This window comes from Pseudomonas sp. PB105 (genome assembly GCF_009764655.1).
Taxonomy (GTDB): Bacteria; Pseudomonadota; Gammaproteobacteria; order Pseudomonadales; family Pseudomonadaceae; genus Aquipseudomonas; species Aquipseudomonas cyclaminis.
This window is the reverse complement of record NZ_RWIO01000046.1, coordinates 86,010-108,045: the sequence shown is the minus strand read 5'-3', so window position 1 is coordinate 108,045 and position 22,036 is coordinate 86,010. Positions and strand designations below refer to the sequence as shown.

The 22,036-nt window shown below is 60.7% G+C and carries 17 protein-coding genes; 1 reads left to right on the top strand and 16 read right to left on the bottom strand.

The features are described from left to right. Positions 1-192 precede the first annotated feature (192 nt). The 16 genes from EJD88_RS12960 to yaaA form a co-directional block, all read right to left on the bottom strand. Positions 193-594, bottom strand: coding sequence for a DUF4440 domain-containing protein (locus EJD88_RS12960; RefSeq protein ID WP_099584936.1), 402 nt, complete (start codon positions 592-594; stop codon positions 193-195). Beyond that, positions 595-1,407 (bottom strand): SDR family oxidoreductase, encoded by an 813-nt coding sequence (locus EJD88_RS12955; RefSeq protein WP_158878133.1) that lies wholly within the window; start codon positions 1,405-1,407, stop codon positions 595-597. Positions 1,408-1,421: 14 nt separating this feature from the next. Then, positions 1,422-1,886: a multidrug transporter gene (locus EJD88_RS12950; RefSeq protein ID WP_099584938.1), complete on the bottom strand. Its 465-nt coding sequence runs from the start codon at positions 1,884-1,886 to the stop codon at positions 1,422-1,424. Positions 1,887-2,597: 711 nt separating this feature from the next. Then, positions 2,598-4,049, bottom strand: coding sequence for a mannose-1-phosphate guanylyltransferase/mannose-6-phosphate isomerase (locus tag EJD88_RS12945; protein ID WP_099584940.1), 1,452 nt, complete (start codon positions 4,047-4,049; stop codon positions 2,598-2,600). Positions 4,050-4,220: 171 nt separating this feature from the next. After that, positions 4,221-4,877, bottom strand: coding sequence for an alginate O-acetyltransferase AlgF (locus EJD88_RS12940; protein ID WP_099584941.1), 657 nt, complete (start codon positions 4,875-4,877; stop codon positions 4,221-4,223). Between the two features lie 16 nt (positions 4,878-4,893). Next, positions 4,894-6,078 carry an alginate O-acetyltransferase gene (locus EJD88_RS12935; protein ID WP_099584942.1) on the bottom strand — a complete coding sequence of 395 codons (1,185 nt, stop codon included), beginning with the start codon at positions 6,076-6,078 and terminating at the stop codon, positions 4,894-4,896. Positions 6,079-6,089: 11 nt separating this feature from the next. After that, positions 6,090-7,622, bottom strand: coding sequence for an MBOAT family protein (locus EJD88_RS12930; protein WP_099584943.1), 1,533 nt, complete (start codon positions 7,620-7,622; stop codon positions 6,090-6,092). A 202-nt stretch (positions 7,623-7,824) separates the two neighbouring features. Continuing rightward, positions 7,825-8,934, bottom strand: coding sequence for a mannuronate-specific alginate lyase (locus EJD88_RS12925; protein ID WP_158878132.1), 1,110 nt, complete (start codon positions 8,932-8,934; stop codon positions 7,825-7,827). 8 nt (positions 8,935-8,942) lie between these two features. After that, positions 8,943-10,391 carry an alginate O-acetyltransferase gene (locus tag EJD88_RS12920; protein WP_112196908.1) on the bottom strand — a complete coding sequence of 483 codons (1,449 nt, stop codon included), beginning with the start codon at positions 10,389-10,391 and terminating at the stop codon, positions 8,943-8,945. 11 nt (positions 10,392-10,402) lie between these two features. After that, a complete protein-coding gene (gene algG, locus EJD88_RS12915; RefSeq protein ID WP_099584945.1) occupies positions 10,403-11,971 on the bottom strand; it encodes a mannuronan 5-epimerase AlgG in 1,569 nt (522 codons plus the stop codon). Beyond that, complete coding sequence (locus EJD88_RS12910; RefSeq protein WP_099584946.1) at positions 11,971-13,455, bottom strand: alginate export family protein; 1,485 nt, start codon at positions 13,453-13,455, stop codon at positions 11,971-11,973. Before EJD88_RS12910 ends, algG begins: the two co-directional genes overlap by 1 nt. Beyond that, positions 13,452-14,978, bottom strand: coding sequence for an alginate biosynthesis TPR repeat lipoprotein AlgK (gene algK, locus EJD88_RS12905; RefSeq protein ID WP_256673689.1), 1,527 nt, complete (start codon positions 14,976-14,978; stop codon positions 13,452-13,454). Before algK ends, EJD88_RS12910 begins: the two co-directional genes overlap by 4 nt. Before the next feature lie 8 nt (positions 14,979-14,986). After that, on the bottom strand, positions 14,987-16,153 hold the full coding sequence (locus EJD88_RS12900; protein WP_112193564.1) for an alginate biosynthesis protein Alg44: 1,167 nt from the start codon (positions 16,151-16,153) through the stop codon (positions 14,987-14,989). A 36-nt stretch (positions 16,154-16,189) separates the two neighbouring features. Beyond that, entirely contained in the window at positions 16,190-17,671 is a 1,482-nt protein-coding gene (gene alg8, locus EJD88_RS12895) for a mannuronan synthase (RefSeq protein ID WP_160385045.1), read from the bottom strand. A gap of 82 nt (positions 17,672-17,753) precedes the next feature. Then, a complete protein-coding gene (locus EJD88_RS12890; RefSeq protein WP_099584949.1) occupies positions 17,754-19,070 on the bottom strand; it encodes a nucleotide sugar dehydrogenase in 1,317 nt (438 codons plus the stop codon). A gap of 899 nt (positions 19,071-19,969) precedes the next feature. Then, positions 19,970-20,749: a peroxide stress protein YaaA gene (gene yaaA, locus EJD88_RS12885; RefSeq protein ID WP_158878131.1), complete on the bottom strand. Its 780-nt coding sequence runs from the start codon at positions 20,747-20,749 to the stop codon at positions 19,970-19,972. Positions 20,750-20,868: 119 nt separating this feature from the next. Between yaaA and EJD88_RS12880 the strand changes: the two genes are divergently transcribed. Beyond that, the gene (locus EJD88_RS12880) at positions 20,869-21,993 is read left to right on the top strand and encodes a polysaccharide deacetylase family protein (RefSeq protein ID WP_158878130.1); all 1,125 of its coding nucleotides are present in this window, start codon (positions 20,869-20,871) and stop codon (positions 21,991-21,993) included. Positions 21,994-22,036 lie beyond the last annotated feature (43 nt).

Here is a 22,036-nt window from a genome sequence, read left to right as displayed (position 1 = left end):
TTTGGGCAGGTCCAGCAGGCTGGTCAGCCGCTGGCGAGTCGTGGTGTGCGCATCCGGCACACCGCTTCGCATAAAATCCCTTGGCATCCTTTCACCTGTGAGTAGACAGAGGTGAAAGAGCCTGGGGTTAGTTTCCTTGTAATGCTGTCAGCCCATTCGCTGTTTTTTGTAGGATCCGGCTGGGCAGTTAGTTCATTGAGCTACATAGGTTTCATGCAAATGGCGCCACAACAGCGCGCCACTCGCCTGCTTCTCAAACACCACGGTGGCCCGCCGATCCGTTTGGGTGCCGCTGTCGTCCACCTGATGCTCGCGATAAGTCACTGTCGCACCGCGTGCATGCCGGTCAATCCCGGCCATTTCACTCAAGGTGATTTTCAGCCCCGGCCGCATCCCGCCCAGGCGCGTGAACAGCGCATTCACCCCGGCTGCATTGACGCGTGTGCCGGTGGCGGGAGCGATCATGCTGAATTCCGGCGAGAAGCGCGCAAGCAGGTTTTGCAAGGTGCCGTCAGGCGCAACGCCGGCAAACCATTGCTCGATCTCGATGTGGGTCTGGATGACTTCTTCGAAAAAATCGCTGTAGTCGATCATTTAAAAATTCCCCTTCAAGCCAAAGCGTTTCTTCAACACGGTTTCCAATAACCCCTTGGGCAACAACGCCGCCATCAACGGCAGCGCCCGGCTGCCATTGCCCGAGCGCAACAGGCGTGGTGGCTGCGGCTGTTGCACGGCTTTGAGCACATCCGCCGCAAACACCGTGGCAGGTGTCGGCTTGTCCTGGGAGGCCTGGCTGCGTGCGCGAATGCCTTCGCGCAATGGCCACCATGGCGATTGCTCGTTGATCAGCAACTCGGCCTGGGCCCCGGCGTTTTTGGCAAAGCGTGTATCGATGGCGCCGGGTTGTACTTCCATCACCCGTATGCCAAACGGCGCCAGTTCCATGCGCAGTGCATCGCTCAAGGCATGCACCGCCGCTTTGGAGGCGCAGTAGGCACCGGCAAACGGCGTGACCAGCACCCCGGAAACGCTGCCGATATTCACCACCAGGCCTTTGCGCTTGCGCAGCGCCGGGAACAGCGCCTGGGTGACGCCGACGATGGAAAACACGTTGGTCTGGAACTGACGCTGCATCGCCTCGGTGCCGCCGTCGAGCAGCGGGCCCATGGCGCCGTAGCCGGCGTTGTTGATCAGCACATCCAGTTCGTCCAGGTTCGCGGCCAGGGTCTGCAGGGCGGCAGCGTCATTCACGTCCAGCAGCACAGCGTGGAAGCCCGCGTCGTTGAGGGCGATCACGTCGTCTTCGCGGCGGGCGCTGGTCAATACGTCGTAGCCGGCAGCCTTGAAGGCATCGGCCAACGCACGGCCGATGCCGCTGGAGCAACCGGTGATGAGAACATTGGGCATGGATCAATCCTTTGTCAGTCCGAGAAGCTGCCTTGCAGGTGCTCGGCACGAAATTCCAGGGTTTGCGGGCGGTAGCCGGGGCGCAGCGGCGGGGTGGGCAGGCAATCGTCCCAGGTGGCGCCAGCCTGCAATTCACCGGGGCCGCGATAGCGCGGGGCAGCATAGACGTTGTCGGCGAGATTCACTGTGTCGCCGGGCGCATAGGCGGCGACGCGCCAGCGCAGTTCGGTCAGTGGTACGTCGTTGCCGTTGTTCAGGGTGAGTTTCAGCGGACGGTCGGCGGGGCAGTCCTGTGGGGCGTAGGCGATGCGCAGTTCAAGGCGCGCCAGCTGCGAGGCCTCGCGGTTGTCCAGCCAGACCACCCACACTGCGACAAAACCCAGGCCGACAGCGGCGGCCAGCGATACCGGCAAGGCTTTGGCGGGGTAGCGCAGCAGCAGGATCAGCCAGGTGATGATCAGTAGGACGCCGAAAAACATGATGACAACCTCATACGCGGATAAAACATCCTACCTGTGGGTTGGCCTTGGTGCCTATCGTGGGCATCAGTTTTCGTTTACGAAGGAACCCGATGGCGCATTGTCTCCACAGAGCGAACATAGGGAAATACAGACCGCCCAGGAGGGTAATAACCGAAGTCAGAATAAGTGAGACCCACTATGGTTGCTTCAGCTCTTATTGTGCCCGTTGTCTCCAATGTCTTGTCGTCGGTGGTGACCTCCCTCATCACTGCCCCTAAAGCGCCAGCGCAGAACGCTGCTGGAGCGTCCCGGCAAATGGACCACGCGGCGAATTCTCCTTCGTCTGGTCGCATGCGGGACCACAAACTTACAAGTTTGGGTCAAACCCTGCTGCAAGGGCCTTCGTCGCAGCTGTGTAACAGCGGTATGAATGCCAAGCATGCCAAGGGGGCGGGTATTGCCTTGGGTGGCATGGCTGCGCAAGAGGCTGGGAAAAACCTGGCCAACAGTAGTGGTACGTTGTCCAGAGTCTTGGGCGCGCTCATGACCGAGGGTGGTAAGGCGGCCCAGTTGTACGGTGCTGTCAAGTTCGGTAACGCTTGACGCAATTGACGGACGCTCTGCGGCACTGGCATTGGCGCTGGCAATGACTGAATAAAAAAGCCCCCGCCCAACCGGCTGCGGATAGGGGACGCAGTCGGCTGGACGAGGGCTTCTTGTACGACTGTTTTACTGCGCGATAGTTTTCACCGACACACCACGTTCAACCGGCGTCGAGCGACCGTAGATATCTTCAAAACGCTCGATGTCGTCTTCGCCCAGGTAGCTGCCCGATTGTACTTCTATGATCTCCAACGGGATTTTTCCCGGGTTGCGCAGGCGGTGCACCGAGGCGATCGGGATGTAGGTCGACTGGTTCTCGCAGAGCAGGAACACGTTCTCGTCGCAGGTCACTTCAGCCGTGCCGCTGACCACGATCCAGTGTTCGGCGCGGTGGTGGTGCATCTGCAATGACAGGCACGCGCCCGGCTTGACCGAGATGTGCTTGACCTGGAAGCGGCCGCCCATGTCCACCGAGTCGTAGGAGCCCCACGGACGGTAGACTTCGCAGTGGTTCTGGGTCTCGCTGCGGCCCTGTTCGTTGAGGGTGTTGACCATCTGCTTGACGCCCTGGACCTTGTCCTTGTGGGCAATCATCATCGCGTCCTTGGTTTCCACCACCACGATGTTTTCCAGGCCGATCACCGACACCAGCTTGCCGTTGCCGTGGATCATGCAGTTCTTGCTGTCCTGGATCACCACATCGCCCTTGGTGACGTTGCCGTTGGCGTCTTTATCGTTGACCGCCCACAGCGAGGCCCAGCAACCCACGTCGCTCCAACCGGCGCTCAGCGGTACGACGCAGGCGCGTTGGGTTTTTTCCATCACGGCGTAGTCGATGGAATTGTCCGGGCAGCAGGCGAAGGTGGCTTCGTCGAAGGACACGGTGTCGGCGGTCTGTTCGCTGCGTTCCAGGGTCAGCACGCAGGTGTCGTAGATGTCCGGATCGTGCTTTTTCAGCTCTTCGAGGAAGCGGCTGGCGCGGAACAGGAACATGCCGCTGTTCCAGAAGTAGCCGCCGCTTTTGACGAACTCGACAGCGCGTTTTTCATTGGGTTTTTCCACGAACTGCTCGACGCGGCTCACGCCTTCGGGCAGCAGCGAATCGTTGGTGGACTTGATGTAGCCATAGCCGGTTTCCGGACGGGTCGCCGGTACGCCGAACAACACCATTTCGCCACGCTCGGCTGCCACGGTGGCCAGGGCCAGGGCGCGTTGCAGGGCTTTCTGGTCATCGATCACGTGGTCGGCGGGCAGCACCAGCATCAACTCGTCGCGGCCTTCGTTGACCAGCATCATCGCGGTCAGGGCCACGGCCGGCGCGGTGTTGCGACCGAACGGCTCCATCAGGATGCGTTGGCATTCGAGCTTGCGCGCGCTCAACTGCTCGTTGACGATGAAGCGGTGATCCTTGTTGCAGACCACGATCGGGGTGTCCATGCCTTCGAATACCAGGCGTTCCAGGGTTTGCTGGAACAGCGTGTGCTCACCGGTCAGGGCCAGGAATTGCTTGGGGAACTGTTTACGGGAAAGCGGCCAAAGACGTGAGCCGCTACCACCGGAAAGGATTACTGGGATCATGTGTTTCTCCTTGAATCAATTTGGGTCAGAGCTACGAAGGTTTGTCGTTTCACTCTTGTTTTTGTCTCGGTCCCTGTGGGAGCTGGCTTGCCTGCGATGCAGGCGACTCGGTCTGTCAGTGACACCGAGGTGATGCCATCGCGGGCAAGCCCGGCTCCCACAGGGGAATAGTTAGCGGGTCGACACGGGGCGTTTCACCCACACTGGCGACAGGCTGCTGCCGGAACCGGTGACATACAGCACCGCTGCTTCACCGCGCTCCAGGGCAACCGGCTTCACATCGCCGACTTTCTTGTCACCGTCATACAACGCCAGGCTCACCTTCACCGGGTTGATCTCACGCTCGCCACGACCTTTGGCGGCTACCGACTTGACCACGTCGGTCTTGCCGTCAGCGGTCTTGAGGGTCAGGGCCTTGTCGCTGAGGTTCTGCACGCGCACCAGGGACTTCTGCTTGTTCTTGAACGGCGGTTCTTCGATCAGCTGAGGCTGGCCGCTGCCGCTGTTGACCAGGGTGTAGTAGTGGTCGGCGGCGAGTTTGACCGGCAGGGTCTGGCTGCCAACCTTGGCGCTGTAGTCGCCGCCCGGCATGAAGCTGAAGTCACTGCTGGCCAGTGGCGCAACCTCGCTGAGGTTGGTGTTGCCCACGGTGGCGCTGACTTCCTGGTTGCTGGCGTTGTAGATACGTACGAAGCTCGAACCTTTTGGCGCAGTAGGGCCGTAGAGCGCGGCATCGCCACCGGCGAAGGCGGACATCGATACGAAGCTCAGACCGGCAGCAATGGCCAGGGTTTTAGCGAGACGACGAGGAGTTGTAGTGAAAGTCATGTGAGTTACCTCTCTTTCAGTTTTGCGCCCGGTCGGGCGTCTCGGATTTTTGGTTTTTAACTGGGGTGTTCAGTGCCATGTTTTGTTGGCGTGAACCGGCTTGTTTAAGTTGCGCAACCCACGCAGGGTCGGCATCACCGATTTCGTTGTTCACAGGCAGATAGCGTTCAGGAAACTCCCAGATCAGCACCTGTGGCGGGCTGTTCTTGAAGTCGTCACTTTTCAGGTAGCTGAGCATCGGCAGGATCGGGCCGTGGCCGTCTTCTGCGTAGCTGACCACGTCGCTGCCCAGGGCTTGCTTGAGGGCACCGACGAAGTTCCAGTTGGGGTTGGCGCTGTAGCTGGTGCCGACCAGTGCCACTGGGGTTTCGCTGTCGCTGAACAGCGCGTCGTCGCCTTTGGTTTCGGCCAGGTGCGTGACGCGTTTTTCCAGCGGCTCTTTAGGCGGCATCAGGTTTTCAAACAGCGGGTCCAGGGGCAGGAACAGACGCAGGTCGCCTTTGTGCGGCTCGGTCTTTTCGGCCTCGGTGACAAAGCGCTGCGGCTCGCCGCTCAGCGGGGTCTTGTCGGCAATCGCCTTGGCCAACTGCTTGGCCGCGACTTCGGCACCATCCGGCGTCCAGTGGGTGTCGGTGCGCAGGAACACTTGCTTGCCGCCCAGCTTGGCCTGTTGCAACGGGCCGAGCAGGTCGGGCGCCGGGATGTTGTCGGCGGCGACACGGGCATGGAAGTCCTGGTACAGGTTGGCGTGGATGCTCGCCGGTTTCACTTCACCCAGGTGTTCCGGGTAGAGGCGCACCTTGGCCGGCACGATCGCCATCACCAGTTGGATGCCTTGGGCCTTGAGCTTCTGGCGTACGCCTTCGACCAGCGCGTAGTTGCCTTGCAGGTTCTGGTCCTCGTTGACGGCGGGGTTGAACTCCTCGTCGCTGTACAACCAATGATCGCGGCCCAGCACCACGCCGGGGCGGCCTTCATTGAACAGCTTGTAGTCCAGCGCCGCCCAGAGGTTGGTGCCGATGCGCTTGATCGGGAACTCGTCGTCGTAGTGCGTCTCGACGGCCTTGGTCCAGCGACCATTGAGCACGGTGGCCTCGGCGTTGGTGCTGAAGCCCAGAAAGCTGCGCAGCGACCAGGCGCCGAGTGCCAGCAGCAGCACCATGAACAGGCTGATATAGAGGACGCGTAATGAACGGGTCATGGTCGGCTCCCTCAGAATTGGAAGTAAAGGAACGGCGAGAAACTCTGCGCCGACAGTTTGAGAATCGACGCCACGAACAGCAGCAGCACCGCAGCGCGCATGGCGTAGCGTGGCCAGTCAGCGGTCCAGTAGGCCGGTTGCACGGCGGCGTCCTGGCCAACGGTGAAACCTGGCTGGTGGATGCTGCCGGGGTTGTCGCCCGGTACGGCCTTGATCAGGCTTGGGTCGACAGGCTTGGTTTTTTCGGCAGGGCGGTTGGTGTAGAAATCGCGCAGGCCGAAGAACGCCAGGGTTGCGTACGCCACCACCAGGGTTGCCACTTGCAGGCCGGTGAGGTTGGCGCGGTTGAGTTCCGACAGCGACCACTCGCCAAAGCTGAACATCGCACCGTACATACGGCCGGCGACGTGCAGGTTTTCGGCGCGGAAGATCACCCAGCCCATCACCACCAGCAGGAAGGTGAAGGCCCAGCGCAACACGTTGAAACTGCGCGGCGCGGTGTTCAGGCCAATGGCTTTTTCAATCGCCAGCCACATGCCGTGCCAGGCGCCCCACACGATGTAGGTGATGTTGGCGCCGTGCCACAGGCCGCCCAGCAGCATGGTCAGGAACAGGTTGCGGTAGGTGGTCAGCGTGCCTTTACGGTTACCGCCCAGGGTGATGTACAGATAGTCACGCAGCCAGGTGGACAGGCTGATGTGCCAGCGGCGCCAGAACTCGGTGATCGACTGGCTGATGTACGGCTGCTTGAAGTTTTCCATGAAGCGGAAACCCATCATCAAGCCCAGGCCGATGGCCATGTCGCTGTAGCCGGAAAAGTCGAAGTACAGCTGCGCGGTGTAGGCCAGCGCGCCGAGCCAGGCGTCGCCGGTGGTCGGGTTTTGCAGGGCGAAGCAATGGTCGGCCACCACCGCGAGGGTATCGGCGATAAACACCTTCTTGATGAAACCCTGCATGAACCGCGTGCAGCCCTCGGAGAACTTGTCGAGGGTGTGGGTGCGGTTGTTGAACTGGTCGGCCAGGTCGCGAAAACGCAGAACAGGGCCGGCAATCAAGTGCGGGAAAATCGCCACGAACGCCGCAAAGTCGATCAGGTTGCGGGTCGCCGGGGTGTCGCCACGGTACACGTCGATGATGTAGCTGATGGACTCGAAAATGTAGAACGAGATCCCGATCGGCAACAGCACGTGGGTGAGGATGAACGGCTCAAGGCCCGCCGACTTCATCATGACGTTGATGCTGTCGACGCCGAAGTTGGCGTACTTGAAGTAGCCGAGGATGCACAGATCGACGGCCACGCCGAGCAGCAGCCAGCGTTGGGCCGGCTTGGTGCGCACGCCGGCTGCACCGACCTTGAGGCCGATCCAGTAGTTCCACAGCGTGACGGCGGCGAACAGCGCCAGGAAGTCCACTCGCCACCAGGCGTAGAACACATAGCTGGCAATCAGCAGCAGCAGGTTGCGATAGCGTTGCCCGCTCAAGTAGTACAAGCCGAGAAAGATCGGCAAGAACAGAAACAGGAACACATTGGACGAGAAAACCATCCCGATCTCTCCATGTTTAACCAACAGTCAAGGGCCGCAGCCCCCCCAAACCCCCCACGAATTTCGGGGAGGGTTGTATTGCAAACTCACTGTCGAAACCGGCTTCAAATGTGGGAGGGGGCTTGCCCCCGATGGCGGTGTAACAGTCGCCGTTGCTATCGGGGGCAAGCCCCCTCCCACATTTTTTATTCACCGCGTTTCGTCAGGAACCTTTGTTGCCTTTTTCGTGCGCCGGGTCGTAGACCTTGGTCAGGTCACCCCCCAGGCGGAACGTCTTGAACGGCTGCATCCCATGCTTGCGCTCCACCACATCCGGGGCGCAGGTGTAGAGGGTGCAGAAGGGTTCGAGCCAGGCGAATTTCATGTCCTGCTTCAAATCCTTCATGTCCTGCTCTTTGCCGTTCTTCTGCTCGAAGATCTCCGGGTCCTTGACCCCGGCCAGCACTTTGTCGCCCAGGCGCTTGAGCGCGCTGTTGTTTTCCTGGCGCAGGTCGACACCGTTGACCAGGGCAAAACTGGCGATCATCGACAGTGGCGGCAGGGCGTAGTTGTGGTACGACAAGGCCCGCTGCTGACGCTTCAATTCGTTGGGCAGGAAGCCCTGGTCGTCGACCTGGTTCACGCCGACTTTGTATTCCTTCACCGCCCAATCAAACAGGTCGCGACGGTTGGTGGCGATGGACGTCGCCATCACCGACCAGGCGGCCCAGTAGGAGTGGTTGTTGGTTTTTTCCAGGGGCAGGTTGTCCCAATCGCTCACCACCTGATCGGCCAGTTTGTTGAACCAGGCTTCGATCAGTTGGGCTTCCTGCGGGTGGTTGGCCAGCGGGTGCGAGTCGGAGAACTTCAGGCGCACATAGGCCGAGGCCATGCTGCCCAGCGCCCATTTGCGCATGGACTTGCCGGTGTGGTTGAAGTCCTTGGACATCAACGCGTCAGCCTTGGCCCACGACACCAGCCAGTTCAGCGTGCATTCAAGCTGCTCCGGGCGGCCGTCGCGCATGAACTGCATCACGCGCTTGCTGGTGTCTTTTTCCAGCTTGGTGATGTCGGCGGTGCTGTCACGAAAGGCCTTTTCCGACTGCACGTTCAGCGTCGAACGGGCCTTGTCGGAGCCTTCGTACTTGCTGCGAAATTGCAGCGGGCCGGTGTACGGCGTCGGCATGCTGTCGCAATCATTTTTGAAGTTGCCGGTCTTGAACGCTTCGATCGGTGCGAAATAGCCCTGGGGCGGACGCAGTGGCGCGGCGGCGTTGGCTGCGCCGGCAAAGATCGCCAGGCCGAGCAACGATGGAATCAATAACTTCTGCATAAGTAACCTCATTGCCCCGTTGATGCAGTCTGTTGACCACCGGCGGCGAATACGTTGCGTGTGCAAATTTTCGCTTCGACCTTCTGCGCCGCAGCGCCCGCTTCGGGGCCCTGCACTTCCACGGCCAGCAAGTTCTGCGAGGCCCAGTCTTCATCGGTGCGCAGTTCAAAGGCGAAACGCCCGTCTGTATCGGATGTTTCGGGTTTCTCGATCTTGATGTCCTCGTGGCGCCCGTTCATGTACCAGAGGGTGGCTTGCAAGGTTTTCACCGACGGATCGGCGAAGCGGATATCAACCTGATGGTTGGCGTTGCGCAGGTCTTTGTTCGAACTGTTAACCATCAATTCGTTCTTGCCGGGTTTCAACGTCGTGCTGGCGCTCATCTGCGCGGTCTTGCCTTCGCAGCCGTTGTCCAGCAGCGACATCATCTGGCGGTAGATGGTCTCCTGGTCCAGGCGGTACAGCGGCGAGAACTCCCAGATGAGGATTTTCGGCGGGGTTTTCTGGAATTCGTCGCTGCCCAGGTACTGGATCATCGAACCTTCCAGGCCACCGCCGGGGAAGGCGACGTTGAGGATGTCGGCACCGATTTCCTGTTCCAGGAAGCCGGCGAAGTTGTAGTTCTTGCCGCTGTGGCTGGTGCCCACCAGGGTGATCTGCGGGTTGCCGGAATCGCCGAACAGGTCGCCGTCACCGGCTTCGCCCTTGGGCTCGGTGGTGAACTGGTCCATGTACTGGATCGCGTAGCTGGTGCCGCACAGCTGCCCGGCCATGTTGTGCAGGGTGCCGGTCTTGCCCATGCGCCCGGAGCGCTTGGTCTCGAATTCACGCTTGGGAATATCGGCAAACTCAGGCATGGCACGCACTTTGGCGCCGACGATCTTCGCGGTGCGCTGGGCGCCGTATGGCGTCCAGTGCTGGTCGCCACGGAAGTAGAAATCGTGGGCCGGCAGTTCATCCGGCAGTTGCTCATTGGTCAACGGCGACAGGTCCGGCACCACGTAGCCCATCTTGGCGAAACGACCGAGCATGGTTTTGTAGTTGCCCAGGGCCTTGTCGAAGTCGAACTTGGCTTTCTCTTCGGGGTTGAGCTTGTTGCGGTTCACCAGGCCACGGGTCGGCTGGTAGACCACCACCAGTTCCACGCCCTTGGCCTTGAACGCATCGTGCAGCTGTTGCATGCGCTTGTAGCCGGCGGGGCTGGTGTCGAATTCGGTGCGCAGGTCTTCCTGGGTGCGGAACAGCCAGTCGCCCTGGGCTTGTACCAGGGTGGTGAAGTTCTGCTGGTAGCGCGTGGTGTAGTTCTTTGCGTCATGGGCGGCCGGGCACAGGCTGCAGCACGGCTCGGCGGTGAAGGTCGGAGCCTTCAGCTCGTCGGCGCGTACGCCCTGGCTGGCCGCGAGCAGGCCGAGGGTCAGACCCGAGAGGCTCAGCAGTTTGATCATGTGTGGGTGCATAAGGGTCATCCTCAGTCCTGCATTTCGGTCTGGCGTTCGACAGGGTCGATCAGCACGGCTTTCTGCTGGCGCACCAGCAGGTCGAGAATTTCTTCCTGGCGCTCGCCAAGAACGCCGGAGAAGCTGATGCCGCTGGATTTGGTCGGCGCCAGCATCGACACGCGGTACAGCTCGATGCTCAGCGGCGAGTCGATGGACAGCGGCCCGCTGCCGTTACCGGCCAGCTCACCGCCGACCACGATCAGCGAGACCTTGGCGTCGAACGGGTCGAGGGCGATGTCGCGGTCGGTGTCGGTCAAATCCTTGATGTGGCCGTAGACGCCGGTCAGGCCGTTGGCCATCGAGGTGTTTTCGTACAGCTTGATGTTCACGCTGTTGCGCACCCGAATGCCGTGGCGACGGTTGCTGATCACCTTGTTGCCCCACAGCAGGTTATCGCCGCTCTCATAGAGCGTGATGCCGTCGGTGTGGTTGCGGTAGAACTCGTTGTCAGCCACCACGTTGTTCACGCTGTTACGGTCCAGTACCAGGCCCGAGAGCTTGTTGTCGTAGCTGCGGTTATTGAAGATGAAGCTGTCGTTCACTTCCCGGGAAATGATGATGCCGTGCTTCTTCTTGGTGCCGTAGACGGTGTTGTCCGCGATGATCAGGCCGTGGGAACGGTCGTGGGGGTCAATGCCGTAGACGATGTTGTCTTTGTAGGTATTGCCCTTGATCACAAAGCCCGTGGTCTCGTAGCAATAGAAGCCGTACCACATGTCCGAGAACTCGGAATCGATGATCCAGCCGGTCGGTTCCGCGCGCTTGAGCACCTTGGCCATGTTCGGCGTGTACTGGGAAATACTCACCCCGTACGACTTACTGTTGGCGTAGCCGAAGCTGGCCATCTTGGTCTTGGAGATGTAGGTCTCGGTGCCGCCCCAGGCCAGCAGGAACGGGCGGAACTCCTTGGGCGACTTGAACAGCGCCGGGCCGTTGGCCTTCTCGTCCCAGCCGGTGACTTTGGTGTCACGCACAAACAGCTGGCCGTCGTTGATCAGGAACGAACCGGCCTGCTGGGACAGGCGCAGCTCCTGGGTCTTGTTGTCGATGTCCAGGATGCCCTTGCGCCCGACCACGATCGGCAACTTGGCCAGGAATACGCCCGGCGAGGTTTCGCTGAAGTACTGCTTGGGCACTTTGCCCAGCAAGTCCTTGAGGTTCATGTAGCCGTCGTCGACAAAAATCGCCTGGGGAATGCCGTGCTGGCGCACCACCCATTCGGCCATCTTGTTGTCGCCGCCGATAAAGTCCTTGAGGGCGTCTTCCTGCATCATGCGGCGGATGCTGATTTTGCCGGGCTTGCTGCGCACGATCTTCTTTTCCATCGCGGCGGCGGTGTAGCCCGACAGGTCCGGCAGGGCCGGCTTGGCCATTTCCAGCGGCGCGGTGGGCGGGCTGGAAATGGTGTAGGTCTTGGCCTGTTGCAGTTCCTTGGCGATGGTCGGCGCCTTGGCCGGCGTGTCTGCCAGGGCCGAGGCGCTGGCCAGCAGCATGGCCGCGACGAGCAGGCTTTGAGGATTCATGGCGCAGGCTCCCATCAGAATTTCCAGACCACGTCGACAAAGGCGCGGTGCATGTAGGAGTCGACATTGCTGCCATAGGCGTCGCCCGGTTTGAACACGCCGGCACGGAAACGCACCAGGGCCGAGGGTTCGTCAACCGACTGGCTGAGCGCGGCCGGCAGCAGGCCTTTCTTGAAGTACTTGGTGACGACCAGGTCCATCTCCTGACCCAGATCTTTCTTGCCGTCGGCCAGTGGCAGGGAGGTGCTGGCGATAATGTCACCGGCGGCGTCGGTGGTGTTATCCAGCGCGGCGATGCCGTTGCTGCTCACCGGCTTGTTGCCGTCCACGCGCCAGAACTTGTGGTAGACCAGGCTGGCGTCGTAGTCCTCGCGCAGCTGCCAGGAACCGAACAGGCTCATGGACTGCATGTTGTTCATCTCGCCGCGAAACGCTTCGCCGAAGCGGTGCACGCGGGACTGGGTGCCAGTCCAGTTCGAACGGTTGCTTTGCAGGCCGTTCTGCTCGTAGTCGGCGCTGGCGCGGGCGTAGGCCGCACCCACTTGCCATTGCGGGTCGAGGCGCAGACGCACGCCGATATCGGTGGCCCAACCACTCAGGTCGTCGCTGTTCTTGGCCTGGTCGGGACGGGTGCCGTCAGACTTGAGCGCGTTGACCTTGTCGCGATCACCGCGCATGCCCGTGATGCTTGCCCAGTAGTTGACGGTGTTGGTGTTGCGCCAGTTATAGGCGTCGCTGTTGGCTTCGATGCCGAGCCAGGTCAGGTCGCCGTTCTCGCGTTTGTCCAACGAGTCGGTCGGCTGGCCGGGTTCCGGGTAGTCGAGCTTGCCGTTGTCATGGGTGTGGTGACCACGCAGGCCGATCCATTGGCCGGGCGTCCACTGGTAGGCGGCGTCGGCGTAGAGGTGCTGGCGGTCCTTGTCGACGGGCGCCAGTTCCTTGAGGTCGGTGCGGTATTCGCTGAAGCGTTCGGCGACGCCCACGTTGGCTTTGAGCAAGGTGGTGTCGAAGGTCCAGTTCAGCGCTTCGATGTTGGTGTCGCGCCATTGGCCGTCGTCATTGCGCAGGCGTTGGCGGCCGAGCTTGAGGATCTCGCCAGGGTAGGGCGTGAAGCCGCTGTAGCCGACCCAGAACTCGCGCATCGCCAAGTAGTTTTTCTTGGTCTTGCGATCGTTGTTGGTGGTTTGCTGGTTTTCGTCATCGGCCGACTGTTGCAGGGTGTCGGTCTCGATGATGTCGCTGGAGGCAACCGCCTGGCCCATCGCATAAGCGCTCCAGTTGCCGCTTTCGCCGTAGATCCACGGGCGCAGGTCGATACCGACGCCGTTGACGTCGCCGCCTTTTTGCGTGCCCAGGTCGCGGTCATCTTCGGACTGGCCGGTGATTTTCACTTCCAGGCCGAAGTTCTTGGCTTCGGTCAGCGCGGCCAGGGTCGGGCACGACCACAGCAGGGCAAAGGTCAGGCCAATGCCGGCCTTGACGAATGGGTTGAGCTTCATAGGGATTCCTCGCCGTCTTCTTCTTCATCCAGGGCGTGCAGTTGCAACGAGCTCTGGGCCAGGGTGCCGCGAGTGGCCAGTTCCTGTTGCACCAGGCGTTGGCCTTGGGCGCGTTGTTCCGGCGTCAGGGGCGCTTCGAGCTGGGTGGCCAGCTCAACGGCTTCCGGGGTGTCCTGGGCTTTGGCCAATTGGCTGAAGACATAGGCGTTCAATGGGTCGGGCTTGGTGCCCTTGCCTTGGGAAAACAGTTGGGCGATGGCGAAGTCGGCGCTGTTCTGGCCGTTGCGCGCAGCGGTCAGCAGGTGGTCCAGGGCTCTTTGCGGGTAGACCTTGCCCAGGTAGCCACGGCGGTAGATCTGGCCGAGGTAGTAATCGGCGGCCACTTCACGGCCCACGGCTTTTTCGAAATGCGCTTCGGCGGCCTTGGCATCTGCCGGGACCCACTTGCCTTCGTAGTAGAGCTTGCCCAGGAGCAATTCGGCGCGCGGCTGGTCGGCGGCGCGGCCGTTGTCCAGGTACTTCATCATCTGGTCGACGTCGCCCAGTTCCGGGAAGTCGTAGAGCAGCTGCGCCAGGCTGACCCAGGATGCCGGGTAGCCAGGGGCGATTTTTTCCAGCAGGGCCTGGGCGGTTTTTTCGTCCGGCGTGCCGAGGGTGGCATCGCCCAGCACACGAGCGACGCTGTCGACACGCTGGGCGGTGACGGTGCCACGGCTGTAGCCGGCTTCCATCTGCTTGAGCAACTCGGCCTGTTTTTCCGGCGCGGCTTGCTTCTGATAAACCGTGGCCAGTTCGACGTAGCAGATGTCGGTGGTGTTCAGCGCGGCTTTGCAGATGCGCTCCACATCATCGAGGTGCTGGTCGTAGGTGTCCTGGGTGCGATACAGCAGCACTTGGGCCAGGCCGGCTTCCGGATAACCGGCGGCCTGCCATTTACTGATCTGCTGCTGGGCGTTCACATTCGGGAAGCTGTGCGGGTATTGCAGGTACAGCATCGCCAGCGGAATCAGGGTGTTGCCTTCACCATTGGCAAAGGCTTTTTTCAGCAGGCCTTCGGCTTCATGGTGCTCGGCTTCGGTGGCGCCAGGCTTGGCCACCAGCAGGCGGCCGAGGCGCGCCTGGGCGCGCGGCGAGGTGTCCGCCGCGGCACGGTAAGTGGCTTCGGCCTGTTTGATTTGCGCCGGATCGCGGGTGCCTACCTGGATATCGGCCAGGCCCACTTGGGCCTCGCTGTAACCCAGGTCTGCCAGTTGCTGGTAATTCTGCTGCGCGGTGGCCGTGTCGCCACGCTTGAGCGCTTCATTGGCCAGGCGTTGGTCGGGCAGGCCGGCGCAACCGGCGAGGCTGACCGCAAGGGCCAGCGCGCAATAGGCCGAGGCGAAGTGCGATCTGCTTTGTGTGGGAGCTGGCTTGCCTGCGATGGTATCGGCGCGGTGCAACTGATGTACCGAGTCGCCTGCATCGCGGGCAAGCCCGGCGCCCACATGGGTCGGTGTTGTTATTGAGATAGGGTTCACAGGCATGTCCTCGCTTACAGACCGTGCGCCATGGCTTTATCGATCAGCCAGTTCAGCGATGGGCCACGGTCGCTGGTGACTTCCACCGGGCGGCCGGCGAAGGCGCTGTCCAGCGGGGCATCAGGCTTGATCTGGACGCGGATGTCGGAGGACAGGTCGGCGCTGTTCAGGCTGGTGCTGCTGACGATGGTGCCGGTGCGCACCTGGTCTTCGTCGGCGACCTGGAAGCTCACTGGCGTGCCTGGGCGCACGTCGCCGAACTGGCGATAAGTGAAGCGTGCTTCCACATTGGCCGGGGCGCCGCGTGGCACCAGTTGGAAGATCACATCGCCTTTGCTGGCGTACTGACCGTCGGCGACCATTTGCTGGGCGACCACACAATCACACGGCGAAGTCAGGGTGCCGGTCATTTGCTTGCCGAACAGCTCTTCGACCTTGGCCGGTTGCAGTTGGTCTTCGTCCAAGTGGCCCTTGAGCACATCCAGCATGCTGGTGCTGAAGGTCGCCAGTGGCGCGCCTTTGGCGGCAATCGCGTCACCTTTGAGCAGGCTCTGCACGGTGCCGTCGCGCGGCATGGTCACGTTCATGCCGGGCACGCTCACCAGGCCGGCCTGGGCGTGGCTGACGAAGTACATGCCGTACACCGACTTGAAGACAAACCCGAACGCCGCCAGACCAACGATGAAGATACCGGCGCTGAACACCACGGCGCGCAGGCGACCGAACGCGGTCATGCCGCTGCCGCTGTCCTTGACCTTGCGTGCCTTGGTGAAGTTGTCGCGTTGCAGGGTCGCCAGCACGTCGCCCATGGACACGATGTCGCCGGACAAGTGCGACGTGATCAGGTGGCGCAGGGTCGAGATATCCTGTGGCTCCAGGTTCTGGAACTGGCAACCAGTGCGGCCGCTCTGGCGGTCGTAGGAGCGAATCTGCAACTCGACGTCCATCGCCAGGCCGAGGTTATCAATCACGAACTGCAGGCGGCCCTTGTGCACTTCGCCAACGTTCAGCGGTTGGGTCGCAGTGAATGCCAGGCCGCCGGCGGAGAGGTCGATCACCCGCGCTTCGGTGGGTTTGCCGTCATTGCCGAAAAAGCGCAGTTTGGCCGGGATTTTGACCCGTGCGTGTTGGCGCTGGGCTTCGGATTCGTGGACAACGTTGACGTTTGCTTGGCTATTCATCAGGTGTATTCCTAAGTTAATTCAGGCTTGGCAGGTTCAGACCATCATCAGCAAAACGGCGACGAAGATGCTGCCGGCGGAGAAGGTCATGGTCCGAGACGACCAGGTGTTGAACCAACGTTGAAAGCTGGCCAAATCGCGGGTCAGTTTGGTGTCCTGGCGGGTCCAGGACTGTTGATCAAGGCGGAAGAACACGTAGATCTTCACCAGCGCGCCCATGATCTGGTTGTAATAGAGAATCGCCGGGTAAGCCGGGCCGATCTTGTGGCCGGAGCACGACAGCAGCAGCGTGAGGATCAGGCGGGTGATGCCGATCCACAGCAGGTACGCGAGGATGAACGCGCCGCCGTATTTGAAGGTGGCGATGATCGCCACGGTCAGGCCGAGCAGGGAGGTCCACATCGACACGCGCTGGTCGAACAACACCACGCTGGTGAACAGACCGAGGCGGCGTACGCCCAGGCCCAGGGCGCGGGAGTTCTGGCGCAGGTTGTTGCCGTACCAGCGGAACATCAGCTTGCGGCTGGCCTTGATAAAGCTCTTTTCCGGCGGGTGTTCCACGGTGTTGATCGCGGCATCCGGCACGTAGAAGGTGTCGTAGCCCAGGCGCATCAGACTGAACCAGCTGGACTTGTCGTCGCCGGTGAGAAACTTGAAGCGGCCCAGGCGCCAGTGTTGCAGCGAGTCACTTTCCACGTCGGCGATAAAGCCCGGGTCGGTCACGACGCTGGCACGGAACACCGACATGCGCCCGGTCATGGTCAGCACGCGCTTGGACAGGGCCATGGAGCACATGTTGATGTGGCGCTGGGCGAAGCGCAGTTTGTGCCACTCGCTCATGATGTAGCCGCCGCGCACTTCACAGAACTCGTTGGTGGTCAGGCCGCCGACATTGCCGAACAGCTGGAACCACGGCACCGTCTTGCGTACTACGCCTTCGGCGAGCACGGTGTCGCCATCGATCACCGCCACGACGGCGCGGTCGTCCGGCAGGTGGCGGGAGATAGCGCGGAAACCGAAGGCCAGGCCGTCACGCTTGCCGGTGCCGGCGATGCGCACGAAGTCGAGCTTGACGTGGTCCGGCGGGTTCATCTTTTCCCAGAGGCTCTTGACCAGCAGCTCATCGGACATTTCCACCAGGGAGCAGACCACGGTGGTGGGGAAGCCGCATTCGATGGCCTCGCGGATCACCGAGCTGTAGACCTGCGCGGTGGTCAGCGCATCGATCCGGAAACTGGTAACCATCAGGAACACATGGGATGGGTCGGCGGCCTTGCCCAGCTTGCGCACTTTACGGCGCAGGTGCGGGTAGACCACGTACAAAAACAGCATGCCGCGAAAGAAATGCGTAGCACCCATCGAGTAGCGCCAGATACCGACGGCGCCAATCAGGAAAATAAAATTCTTCGACTCGGAGTCGAACGTACTCGCCGGCAACAGCAAGGCGAGACCCATCAGCAGGCTCAGAAAGAACAGCCAGCCGGCGGATTGGAGCAGTACGTGTTTTAACTTGGACATAAGCGTCATCCGAAGGTGAAGAAGGCTCCGGCTGCACCTGCTGGGGATCAGGACAGGTGCAGCGCGGAACTTGCCGTTGCTGTTACCAGCAAATGCCTTCGGTGCGACCGGTCGTGCAGGTCGCCTTGGACATGAAGCCCACCAGGTCGATCACTTGCTTGCCGTGCGGTGCGTTCTGCGCCAGGGCGCGGAATTTCTCGTCACGGTTGCCCAGGATGATCACGTCGGAGTTGTTGATCACGTCGTCGAAGTCCGAGTTGAGCAGGGACGACACGTGCGGGATCTTGCCTTCGATGTAGTCCTTGTTCGCACCGTGGACACGGGCGTACTCGACGTTGCTGTCGTAGATGCTCAGGTCGTAGCCCTTGCCGATCAGCATTTCCGCGAGTTCTACCAGCGGGCTTTCACGCAGGTCGTCGGTGCCGGCCTTGAAGCTCAGGCCCAGCAGGGCGACTTTGCGCTTGTCGTGGCTGGAAACGATGTCGAAGGCGTTCTGCACCTGGGACTCGTTGCTGCGCATCAGCGAGTTGAGCAACGGCGCTTCCACGTCCAGGGAGCTGGCGCGGTAGGTCAGGGCACGCACGTCTTTTGGCAGGCACGAGCCGCCGAACGCGAAGCCTGGGCGCATGTAGTACTGGGACAGGTTGAGGGTCTTGTCCTGGCAGACTACTTCCATCACTTCACGACCATCGACGCCGACGGCCTTGGCGATGTTGCCGATCTCGTTGGCGAAGGTCACCTTGGTGGCGTGCCACACGTTGCAGGTGTACTTGATCATCTCGGCAACGGCGATGTCCTTGCGGATGATCGGCGCGTCGAGTTCTTCGTACAGCGACTGCAGGACATCGCCGGAGGCTTTGTCGAACTCGCCGATGACGGTCATCGGTGGCAGGTCGTAGTCGGCGATGGCGGTGGATTCACGCAGGAATTCCGGGTTGACCGCGACACCGAAGTCGACGCCGGCTTTCTTGCCGGAGCAGTCTTCGAGAATCGGGATGACCACGTTGGCCACGGTGCCCGGCAGCACGGTGCTGCGCACCACTACGGTGTGGCGGGTGGCTTTGTCACGCAGGACAAAACCGATTTCGCGGCACACGGCTTCGATGTAGTCGAGTTCCAGGTCGCCGTTTTTCTTGCTCGGCGTGCCGACGCAAATCATCGACAGGTCGGTATCGCGGATGGCTTCGGCGAAGTTGGTGGTGCCGCGCAGTCGACCGGTTTCGATACCCTGGCTCAACAGCTCGCCCAGACCCGGTTCAACGATTGGCGATTTGCCAGCGTTGATAAGGTCGATCTTATCCTTGGAGATGTCTACGCCGACCACTTCGTGGCCACGGGCAGACAGGCAACCGGCACACACTGCGCCAACGTAACCTAGACCAAATATGCTGATGCGCATCGCATTTACCTCTTTGTCATTCAAGACTGTGTTAAACATGCCAATTAATGGCCGGAGTTCATGTTTGCAAGCGTCACTGATGCCACGAAAGTTGGGCGAATAGACGCCGACTTACCGCGTACAGGCATGTTAAATAGTGAGTGGCTAACTAGTGCACTCAAGTTGTGCGCAACGTGGCCTTGTTGTTGGGACCTGCCCTCAAATGCAGCCGGCCTTCCTGGGAGAAGGGCCTGGCGCCAGTGCCGCAGGGCTTTGATAGAGGCTGCAAACCTTTAAATATCAATGCCTTGGGTTGACTCACTGACCATTAGGGGAGGTTTGGCCCTGGCCTTACAGGGAGAAGCAAATCATCCTTGTCGCCGCTCTTGATTAATCGGTTGGCAATATGACCAATGAGTCAAAGTTCAATGTGACAACTTCGCTACTTCCGTTGGTCGCCATGTAAGTCATCTCTTACAGAATCAGAGAATTTCGTTACCGGTGGTATGAGCCGTGCTTTTGGACGAAGTTCCAGACCGCCTATCCCGAGCGTGGAAATTTCTTGAAATATTAACCGAGATGGCACTGGTACTATATTGATAGCACTTGCTATTTGAGCCAGTAGTTACAGGGAGTTGGCGCGGTGGGATAGTTTTGTGCCACTAGTGTTTAAAAAAAGTGGTGCCACTACGAAAAAAAATCGGAAATGTCGAGTGAAATAAATGTTAGGGATGTGTCTGGATTTTTTTTGACGCCATAAATTTGACGATTCATGGTGGGAAATGCGGACAAAAATGTGGGAGGGGGCTTGCCCCCGATTGCAGCGGATCAGCCAAGTTATCTCTGGCTGACACACCGCCATCGGGGGCACGCCCCCTCCCACATTTGGATCTCATTGTCTGAAAGAAGGCTGCGAGGCCTTATTCCGGTGCGTGATCGCGCAAAAACACCAGGTTGTCCGGTTTGGACTGCTCCGCATTGAAGCGATAGCCCTGCACATCGAACTGCTTGAGCTTGGCCGGATCGTTGATGCGCTCCTCAATCACGAAGCGGCTCATCATGCCCCGGGCTTTTTTCGCGTAGAAACTGATGATTTTGTAGTGGCCGTTCTTGAAGTCCCTGAACTCGGTATTGATGATCCGTGCCTTCAGGGCCGTGCGCTTGACCGCCGAGAAGTATTCGTTGGATGCCAGGTTGAGCAGTACATCATCGCCTTGCTCGGCCAGGGCTTCGTTGAGCCATTCGCTGATGCGCGTGCCCCAGAATGCGTACAGGTCCTTGCCACGGGCGTTGGCCAGTTTGGTGCCCATCTCCAGGCGGTACGGCATCATCAGGTCCAGCGGGCGCAGCAGGCCGTAGAGGCCCGAGAGCATGCGCAGATGGTCTTGGGCGTAGCTGAAGTCGGCATCGCTGAACGTCTCGGCATTGAGGCCGGTATATACGTCGCCCTTGAACGCCAGCAGCGCCTGCTTGGCGTTTTCCGGAGTGAAGGCCGGCGTCCAGCTGCCGAAACGTGCGGCGTTGAGGCCGCCGATTTTGTCGGAAACGTGCATCAGCTCACTGATTTGCGCCGGGCTCAGCTCGCGCAATTGTTCGATCAGCTCCTGGGAGTGGTCGAGGTATTGCGGCTGGGTGAAGCGTGGGGTCGCCGGTTTTGACTCGAAATCGAGGGTCTTGGCGGGGGAAATCACCGTCAGCATGAAGTCGTCTCCTGTAATCGTGGGGGGATTCTAGGGGCTGGGGCGGTTTGACTCCACCTATGATGCCGATAGGCGCGATCCGCTATAGTGGCCGACGACTCTGGAGAGGGAGACCCTGTGTGCGAATAGCACTGTTATTGGCCGCGTGCCTGTTAAGCCTGAACGCCCATGCGGCGCCGACGGACGTCGCCAGCCTGGACCGTGGCACCTGGCCCGAAAAACTCAGCAGCCCTGCGCTGTTCGACGTCGCCTCGCGCGCCGAAATCCTGATGTTCGCCCGCAGCCTGCTCGCCAGTGAGTCCTTGGGCGACGCAGCGCTCAAACAGCGCCTGGGCCTGAAGATCATCAACCAGGCCGTCATCGACGACCTGCGCCGCCAGCTCTGGCAACGCTTGCTGGAAAACTACACCGTCGCCCAACAGAGCTGCGAGGTGGATGCCTCGTTCTGCTACCTGGTGGAAAACATGGACGACCTGCGCGAACAGGCCGGCAAGTTCGAAGTCAGCGAAGACTCCTTCTATATAGGCTGGTCCGCCCCCAGCCATACCTTCCACGAACGCTACCTGGACGAACTGCTGCGCAAAGCCGCGTTGTTCCCGCAGATCAGCAGCGAAGTTGCGCGGTTCGGCGACCATGAACGTAACGGCGACGAGTTCAACGACCGTCTGTTCCTGCTGACCTTCGACGGCGGCCCGGCGCCGGTCAGTGGCAATACCGACTGGCTCGCCGACTACCTGCGCAAGCAGAAGATGAACGCCACCTTCTTTGCCCTCGGCAGCAGCCTGCAAACCCGCGTAGAGCGCAGTTCCGCCGCTGAGGTGGAGGCGTTGTACCAGGGCCAGTGCGTCGGCACCCAAGGCTGGCAGTACCGGTCCCATAGCCATTGGGTCGACTGGCAAAGCTCCATCACCCGCAGTGCCGCGCTGGTGCAGAACCTGATGCCGGAAAACTATGTGCCGCTGTTCCGCCCGCCCTATGGACAGCGTCGTGCGGACAGCCAGGGTTTTTTCCAGCAGCAGGGCTTGCAGGTGGCATTGTGGGACATCGATTCCCAGGACGAGCCGGGCAAGCTCAAGGCCGATGAGTCGATGCAGCGCGTGCTCACGCTGATGCTGCTGTGGCGCAAAGGGGTGATTGTATTCCACGATACCCAGGACAAGGCGCGGGTGGCATTGCCTCTGTTGCTACAGGCAACGGCGCAGAGTGGCTTGGGTTGGCAGGACTGCCGGGAAGCCTTTCGTTAAAAATATGAAGTGCCTGCCCCTGTTGGGTTTAAGGCGAAATGGG

Coding starts and splice junctions, on each gene's coding strand:
- EJD88_RS12960 (WP_099584936.1), bottom strand. CDS start 594: ATGATCGACTACAGCGATTTTTTCGAAGAAGTCATCCAGACCCACATC.
- EJD88_RS12955 (WP_158878133.1), bottom strand. CDS start 1,407: ATGCCCAATGTTCTCATCACCGGTTGCTCCAGCGGCATCGGCCGTGCG.
- EJD88_RS12950 (WP_099584938.1), bottom strand. CDS start 1,886: ATGTTTTTCGGCGTCCTACTGATCATCACCTGGCTGATCCTGCTGCTG.
- EJD88_RS12945 (WP_099584940.1), bottom strand. CDS start 4,049: ATGATCCCAGTAATCCTTTCCGGTGGTAGCGGCTCACGTCTTTGGCCG.
- EJD88_RS12940 (WP_099584941.1), bottom strand. CDS start 4,877: ATGACTTTCACTACAACTCCTCGTCGTCTCGCTAAAACCCTGGCCATT.
- EJD88_RS12935 (WP_099584942.1), bottom strand. CDS start 6,078: ATGACCCGTTCATTACGCGTCCTCTATATCAGCCTGTTCATGGTGCTG.
- EJD88_RS12930 (WP_099584943.1), bottom strand. CDS start 7,622: ATGGTTTTCTCGTCCAATGTGTTCCTGTTTCTGTTCTTGCCGATCTTT.
- EJD88_RS12925 (WP_158878132.1), bottom strand. CDS start 8,934: ATGCAGAAGTTATTGATTCCATCGTTGCTCGGCCTGGCGATCTTTGCC.
- EJD88_RS12920 (WP_112196908.1), bottom strand. CDS start 10,391: ATGCACCCACACATGATCAAACTGCTGAGCCTCTCGGGTCTGACCCTC.
- algG (WP_099584945.1), bottom strand. CDS start 11,971: ATGGGAGCCTGCGCCATGAATCCTCAAAGCCTGCTCGTCGCGGCCATG.
- EJD88_RS12910 (WP_099584946.1), bottom strand. CDS start 13,455: ATGAAGCTCAACCCATTCGTCAAGGCCGGCATTGGCCTGACCTTTGCC.
- algK (WP_256673689.1), bottom strand. CDS start 14,978: ATGCCTGTGAACCCTATCTCAATAACAACACCGACCCATGTGGGCGCC.
- EJD88_RS12900 (WP_112193564.1), bottom strand. CDS start 16,153: ATGAATAGCCAAGCAAACGTCAACGTTGTCCACGAATCCGAAGCCCAG.
- alg8 (WP_160385045.1), bottom strand. CDS start 17,671: ATGTCCAAGTTAAAACACGTACTGCTCCAATCCGCCGGCTGGCTGTTC.
- EJD88_RS12890 (WP_099584949.1), bottom strand. CDS start 19,070: ATGCGCATCAGCATATTTGGTCTAGGTTACGTTGGCGCAGTGTGTGCC.
- yaaA (WP_158878131.1), bottom strand. CDS start 20,749: ATGCTGACGGTGATTTCCCCCGCCAAGACCCTCGATTTCGAGTCAAAA.